This window comes from Stieleria sp. (assembly GCF_041595215.1).
In the GTDB taxonomy this organism is placed as follows: Bacteria; Planctomycetota; Planctomycetia; order Pirellulales; family Pirellulaceae; genus Stieleria; species Stieleria magnilauensis.
In genome coordinates this window covers 1-7,344 of sequence record NZ_JBFHKV010000365.1, presented here as the reverse complement: position 1 = coordinate 7,344, position 7,344 = coordinate 1, and the positions used below count along the sequence as shown (strand labels likewise).

The window sequence follows — 7,344 nt, the reverse complement described above, 5'->3', positions numbered from 1 at the left end:
TTTCCCAACGGGCGACTGCTCACCGATGACGTGGCCGCGATCCTTGCCCAGCACGGCGACACGTTGCTGTACGAACTTTCCTTTCAAGACGATCGCTATCGCTGGCCGCGTCAGACCACCAATGACGGACGCAGTGACGGATCGGAAGCATTTCTGCCGAAGCCGCCGTACCTGTTGCCGGCCAATCCGGAGCGTGCCGAACCGCCGGCCGTGCGGCTTTCGACGGCGAGCATCGTCAAGTTGACGTTGATCGTCATCGCGTTGCTGTTGTTCTTGCTGTTGACGCACTGGCTATTTGCCCGCTGGTACTACCGTCGTCAAATCCGCCGCAGGTACTTGTAGGTCATGAAATTTGACAGCGACCATCTCGGACCGCAAGGCATCGATGTCGACGACCGGACGTACGCCGGCTCCCGCTATGCCGATGTCAAAGCGGCGCTGTTCCACAACGCCTACTACCTGACCTGGGGTGACAAAGGAGAGCCGCCCCTGCCGTGTTATGGAGTCACGTTGGGGCGCGTACTGCGTGGGATTCTGTCCAAAGGAATTCCCTGGCAATTCAAAACGGCCGCGGAACGCACGGTCGATTCAGGCGCGGACTTGCGGTGGGGATCCGATCGCCGCGGGTTCCGCCGACTGCTGCACCCCAACGGTGTCTGCCTGTTGGGCCGCTGGATCATCGACACGGACACTGAATTCAGCGGGCATTTCCGGCAGGGCAGCGAAGCGTTGATCATCGCACGCTATTCGACCTGCTGCAGCGAAACGCGGCGCGGTCGCATCCGATCGTTGTCCATGGTGGGCAAACTCTACCCGACCACCGACGCCCAACACCGCGAAAAGCTCCGCACCGCCGACTTCATCACCCAGGAGGATATCGGCGGCCAGCGAACGCCCTACATCAACGACGCCGAATTACGCAACGCACCCGACGTGACGCCGTGGCGACGCGGGTGGGGAACGCCCATCCTGTTGATCACCGGGCTGCTTTTCAAATTTGTCAACGTCGAACCGGCGATCCGACAGTTGCACACGATCGCCGAATTGGGCAAGCCCGACGACGAACCGACACGGACACCGGCCTTCATGCGATTGACGGTCGCCGCCGATCAGCCGCGGATCGAGGGTGATGCGTTGGATTTCCGTGATGAAATCCTGGAACAACTGTATGACCGCGGCAGTTCTGCATCGACGGGTCGAAAGCTGATCTTCAACATCGATGTCACCGACCAGGGGACACGTCGCGGCCTACTGCGGCAACGCTGGCAGTTCGACGATTGGCAACGGATCGGCAGGCTCGAATTCAGCGAAGCCGTCGCATCGTACAACGGCGACTTCGTCGTTCATTTCCACCACCCGACGTGGCGCAGCGATCGTAATGACCCGAAGACGACGCGGCGGGCAACCCGCGATACCCGCTGAGCATTGGCATGAAAGACGACCCCATCCACTGGGAACGAGAAGAGTGGCAATCGATTCACCAGCGACGTGAAAAGGCGTTTCAAACCCCGCCTCCCAAGGATGTGCGAGAGCGTCCCAAGAATCTGATCGGATTGGCGCTTTCTGGCGGCGGTATCCGTTCGGCGTTGTACAACGACGGCTTTCTGCAGGGACTGTCGCATCGAGGTTTCTTGCGTTTCGTCGACTATCTGGCCAGCGTTTCCGGCGGCGGCTATATCGCCGGTCACTTGATCGCCCAAGCGGAACGCTTCGATGAGTCCAATGACGATTCGGCGAACGGCCCGGCGAATCATTCGGCCAATGATCCGACCCGCGACAGAAACGCAACAAATTTCCATGACGACGACGAAACTAAACGCTGGCATCTCGGGCGCGATCCGGCGACGGGCAAGCTGGATCCGGATCGTCTGGCAGCGGTCGGCGGCTACCTCAGCCGTCCGATGGAAGTGTTGCCGGCCTATCTGTGGTCTTGTTTCTTTAGCGCAGCATTCTATGTCGGCATTTGCGGAGTCTTAGCGACGCTGGCTGCGCTTTTTTGGCGGTCGTTTGACGATCCCACATTCCGCATTCTCTATTTGGAAGTCCTGGGGATTCGGGTGGGCAATGAACTGCTGATCGCGTTCATCCCTGCGATGGCGTTTCTGATGCTCTTTGTTGCCGTCGAGATCTGCTTCGCGGCTTTACGTTGGGCCTTCGGGCGAGACAAATGGAATCTGCAAGGAAAACACATCAAAATCCGAGCGTGGTCGTTTGTGGCGTTGGTGTTGGCGTGCCTCACGTCGATTGCGATTTTCCTAGGCAACGGAACAACTAATATCCATGCGGCTGCCAGCGGATCAATTTTTCTTAACCACTACGCGCAGTGGTTGGCGGTGATCGCCGGTACGCTGCAAGTGCTCGTCTTTTTCGGTAGCGATCGGCTGTTCCGATCGGAACGTCAGGAGGCCAAGAGCTGGCAGAAGCACGTACAGCAGTTCGTTGCCGTTGGCGTGACGATGTTCTTGGTGTTTTCAATGATTCACTGGATGGGACGAGAAAACATCAGTCAGTACACCAATCATCGCGCCCCAGATCTGGTCCGCGGCGACGTAAGTGACTGGCAGACACTCGAAAATGTTTTTGCGTTACACGGCGCCTCCTCCGACGAACAAACCCACGCACAGAACGTCGCGGACACCCTGCCGAGTGAACTCAGGCTTCGTGACCCATGGCAGCAAACCCTGGCGACTCGACGTTGGGGGTGGTTGTCCCACATTCCAACTCAAACCCGACTCGGCACCGATAGCCAATCCGAGAGCCCCACGGAACCCTCGCCGTGGATGCTGGAGCAGCGATTGCTAGGCGCTTTTTACGCATACCAACTCGCGTTGTCAGACGATCCATCGTCCGCGACCGGCCGGTCGACCAAGTTGCCGGAACCGGAGGAATTAAAACGCACGAGCGTTGACCAATCTCAAGGCGGTACCGTTGCTGCGACCATGAGACGGCGCTTTGACGATCTTAAAACACTTCAAAGCATTCAGAATGAACGGCTCGACGATTGGAATCAAAAGCTGAAAACGCCGGAGTTCACCAAATCACTTTTGACCGGGTTCTCCACCGTTCCGACAGCAGTTCCGACGGCAGATCCCACTCTGCCGACAAACTCATCGACGGGCAATTTGCCGAATCCGGTTTACAAAGAGATTCGAGCGTTTCTCGGATCAGACGACTTCGAGTTTTCTAATTCACAGAAAAATGCGATCGCCAACGCTGCGCATCGAATCGCATTGACCAAAAGCTACGAATCAGACGCTCCCTCGGCGACCGATCAATCCAGCTATGCCAACGTCAATCGGCTCCTTCTGGAAGCCCTGTTTCCTGCTGCAATTCGACCGAAAGACATTCCCAGCACGTATGTGGTTCCGCCCTACGACCAGCAAGCACGTCGATCCTGGCTGGGGTTCTGGTTGTTGTTGGCAACCGTCGGAGCGATCGGTGGTGTTTACCGCCACCAGGTTGCCACGGTGTTTCGGTTCTATCGAAGACAATTGGGTTCAAATTTCCTCGTCCCATCGCACCTCCGCAACGAATCGTTGGAGGAGGTTCAACTGTATCAACTCGATCCCACCGCCGACGGCTTGCCATATCCGTTGTTGTTGGCTGCATCGTTGCAACCGGCGACGGTCAACGGCGGCTACACGATTGATTCGCGGACCTTCATGTTCACCCCTCGATACTGCGGTGATTTGGACGATTCCAACAATCGAATCTGCACCAAACAAGTTGCCTTGTCAAAAAACGACACTGCCAAAGCGGTAACGTTGGCTGATGCCGTGACGCTCTCCGGTGCTGCGGTCACCGCGTTCATGACGACCAACCGCTGCCTATCGTTATTGGTCGACTTTTTTAACACCGGCTTGGGAATGCAGGTCTATCGAACAGAGAAAACCGATATCAAGAGTATCCGCCCGGGCAACCTGGGGTGGCTGGTGGTCGCGGGAATTTCCGCAGCGTTCGCTTGGCTGATCCATTGGGTGTCGAGAGCGGATTGGCCGAGCACGCTGACCGCGTTCGGATTGGCCTGGATTATCGGCAGCTGCGTGATTCACGAGAAAGGCGTTCCGCACTTTTTGAAGATGCTGCTGTTGCCGCGTGAAGTCGGACCGGATGCGCCGAAAAGGTTGCGGGAACGGTCGGCAAAGTCATTTTATGTTGCCGACGGCGGGTTCACGGACTACCTGGGCGTGTCGGCTTTGCTGAAACGGCGCTGTCAATTGATTGTCGTCAGCGACGCCGGGGCCAACGTCGGCGACAACCACTTGGGCACGCTGGCAAAAATGTGCGAGAAGACGTCTGCGGAAATGGGCATCCGCTTTGTCGACCTTGATCACGAAGCACCTATCGATTTCGGACGATTGCTCTTGGACGAACAGCGTTTGGTGCACCAGCCCTACATCTGCATGCGGGTCCGCTATCCCGACGCCACGGAAGGCTTGTTGATTTACTGCCAGATGGCGATTTCCGAATCCGACCCGATCGAAATTCAACAGATCCGTCACCGGTTTCCGACTTTCCCCGACGAACCCACGGTCAATCAGTTCTATACCGAAGAACAGGTTTCTGCGTATCGAATGCTGGGGTATCACGTCGCATCCAAACTTTGTCGCGAACTGGAACGCTGGTGCTTTAATCGCCAGGGTGCAGAGGAAAGTGACGAACAATCAACCACGTCCGATGGAGAACAAACCCACGCCCACGTGGACTCGACCACACCGGAATTCAAGCGTTTTCTACATGCCCTGCAAAAACCGTCCTTGGCGTCCGCCGCACAGGGCGACGGCAGCGTGCCGTACTTTCACGTCTTGCAAGAAAGACTGCTCACCGCCTATCGCTTGGCCTGCTACGAAGAAGTCTCCTATCGCAAGGACGATATTCTCAACGAGGCGATCTGGCGGATGAGAACTTATGCGTTTCCCAATCTGCTGAAACACATTCGATCGCTCAGTCTTCAGTTTGATCCGCACGAGTTCGCCGAATCGTGGCTGCGTCTCTATGAGTTGAGTGCGGACATCCGCAGCGTCTATCGTAAGGCGGTGTTGGAAGACATCAACGTGATGGACACCGAGGCTCAGTCGTACTGCGCGGCACTCTACACTCAATTCGCAGCGGAAAAAGACGTCAAACTCAATTGTCGACAACTTCTTTCGGCTCATTTGACGGCCCTTGCGACAGCCTGCCAAGAAGTGCATCGGGGCCGCCCCCACGCCGCGTTCCAGATTGGCGGTCGGCAAAAATTGATTCAGTTGTGCGAGAACATTGCCGGCACCATCGCAACGTCGCTCTCGCAACCAACTTCTTCGTCGCCGGATCTGCACCTCCGTGAAGTGTTGGGCAATGTCGTCGCGGAGATCTCTGAATTGGAACGATCCGTTTTCCAGGGCAGCGAGCACGTGACAACGATTTCCTTCGCCCAGTGCGTTTGCGTGATGTGGGGACGTTTTGCCAGAACCAACCAAAGTAGGGTCGAGGGAATTGATGGCGTCGCCGAGCGAGGCAGGTTGGCGTTCAAATCGGGACGGAAGACGCCGACGGAATCTCGCATGGTGGCGGCACGCCACGAACTCGATCGCGGGCTCCGGCAGATCCAACTGGAACGCATTCTCGATACCCTGACGCGGTTGTGGTATCTGGGCTACTTCAACAGCGATGCCGGCGAGATGCTCAATGAGCGGACCTACGAAGGGTTCGGTTTTTCCGGATTCAAGCGTAGCGTCAAGGCGATGGTGCAGAGTGAGATTGCCAATCGCGCTCGGATCTGGTTACGGCAATGTGATTCACAAAACCAGCTCCGGCGCGCGTATGTCAATGCCATCGACATGGATTCCGAACAGCTTACCTCGGATGAAGATTCACAGGTCGCCGCGTTGTGGTACGACCTACTGAACACCGCCAAAGCGATCCGTCCAGACATTTCCGTCGAACAGTTGTTGACCGCACATCTGGCGGCCCTGGCGACGTCCTATGTGCGCTATGCAAAAGCGGGTCCCCAAATCGCCGAGGTTCAATTTGCCGCCGGTGGGCGACAACACCTTTTGGAGGTCTGTCGTCGGATCGCCGACTTGATCGTCGACAGCATGGACCCGGAAAACCCGATCGCCGCCGACTTCTGGGATCTAAACACGATTCTGGAGCAGCTGTCCGGCGAACTGCGAAAGCTTGACGAAAGCAAGGTCATGCGTTGGACACCCTCGGCGATCGGACAGTTCGCACGGTCAGTGATCAGCGTCTGGTCCACCAGCATTCGCAACGACCACTTCATTGAATTGCTATCGGATCACGCCGACAAAGCAGAGCATGCGACAGAAGAACTGAAGAACCAGATGGCTTCGCTGGCACCCGAAAAGTTCTCCATCGCCTATGACGAGCAGTTGGCCCATCAGATCCGATCCGATGACCCCAAAGCCGTCTTGGTTCTAATGCAGCTTTGGTATCACGCGTTGGTTCGCCGCAACAACAATCGCAGCGGAAATCGAGACAAACAGACCGTCGCTATGCCTGCTGCAAAGAACGGCAAGCCTAAAAAGTCTTCGAAGAAAAAGACCACCCGTAAAACTCTTCGCTAGAAATGCCGTCTTCTATGCCCCCGCGGAACGGATGCTCGCTTCGATCCCTTGTCAAACTCTTGAATGATCCGACCCATGAGTGACCCGTCGAATTCGCCGATCAATGGTTTCCTGATACGACTGCCCGCCGCTGCATCCGGCGCATTGGCCGCTTCGGGTGATGCATTGAAAGCCGCCGGCAACCAGTTTGAATTCGAGCCGCTTTTTTCAACGTCCTCATCGACGCTCGGACTCGCAGCAGCCGATGGCAAGGATTGGATACTCGCGCGGCCCAAGAAATCCTTCGGTGGCGGCAATCCGTGGGACATGGTGCACGAGGCGCGCGAGATGATGGCCGGCGGATTGGGGCTGGCGTCGGACGCGACCCCCGACCTGATCGAACCGGATCTTGTGCAGGACTGGTTGCCAATGATTCCCGGACAACCCGCGACACTTGCCGCGGCGGGCGAGGCTTGTGCATTTGAGGACCAAAATCTAGAGCTGCCCACTCGCCCGGGTCAGTTCGCCTGGCATTTGGGTGACAGGTTTTCCCAGTTGGCCGGCGCCCGCAATCTGGTCGGTTCCCCCCAGGCGATCGTGCGTGTTGCCCATTTGGATACCGGCTATGACCCCGACCACCAGACCCTGCAAACGGACCTCGTCGAAAAGGGACTACAGCGCAACTTCATCGACGGCAGTCCATCCGACGATGCGCGTGATCCCGGCAACACCGGCCCGTTGCGAAACCCCGGCCACGGCACGGCGACACTGGCACTGCTCGCCGGCGGACACCTTCGGT

At 57.3% G+C, this 7,344-nt stretch carries 4 protein-coding genes; all 4 read left to right on the top strand.

Annotated elements, in window-relative coordinates:
- Window positions 1-342 (top strand): hypothetical protein (locus ABX749_RS15330; protein ID WP_372896740.1); only part of this gene is annotated, 342 nt, incomplete at its 5' end.
- A 3-nt stretch (window positions 343-345) separates the two neighbouring features.
- Entirely contained in the window at window positions 346-1,422 is a 1,077-nt protein-coding gene (locus ABX749_RS15325; protein ID WP_372896739.1) for a hypothetical protein, read from the top strand.
- An 8-nt stretch (window positions 1,423-1,430) separates the two neighbouring features.
- On the top strand, window positions 1,431-6,566 hold the full coding sequence (locus ABX749_RS15320) for a hypothetical protein (RefSeq protein WP_372896738.1): 5,136 nt from the start codon (window positions 1,431-1,433) through the stop codon (window positions 6,564-6,566).
- A 75-nt stretch (window positions 6,567-6,641) separates the two neighbouring features.
- A partial coding sequence (locus ABX749_RS15315) for a S8/S53 family peptidase (protein WP_372896737.1) occupies window positions 6,642-7,344 on the top strand: 703 nt, incomplete at its 3' end.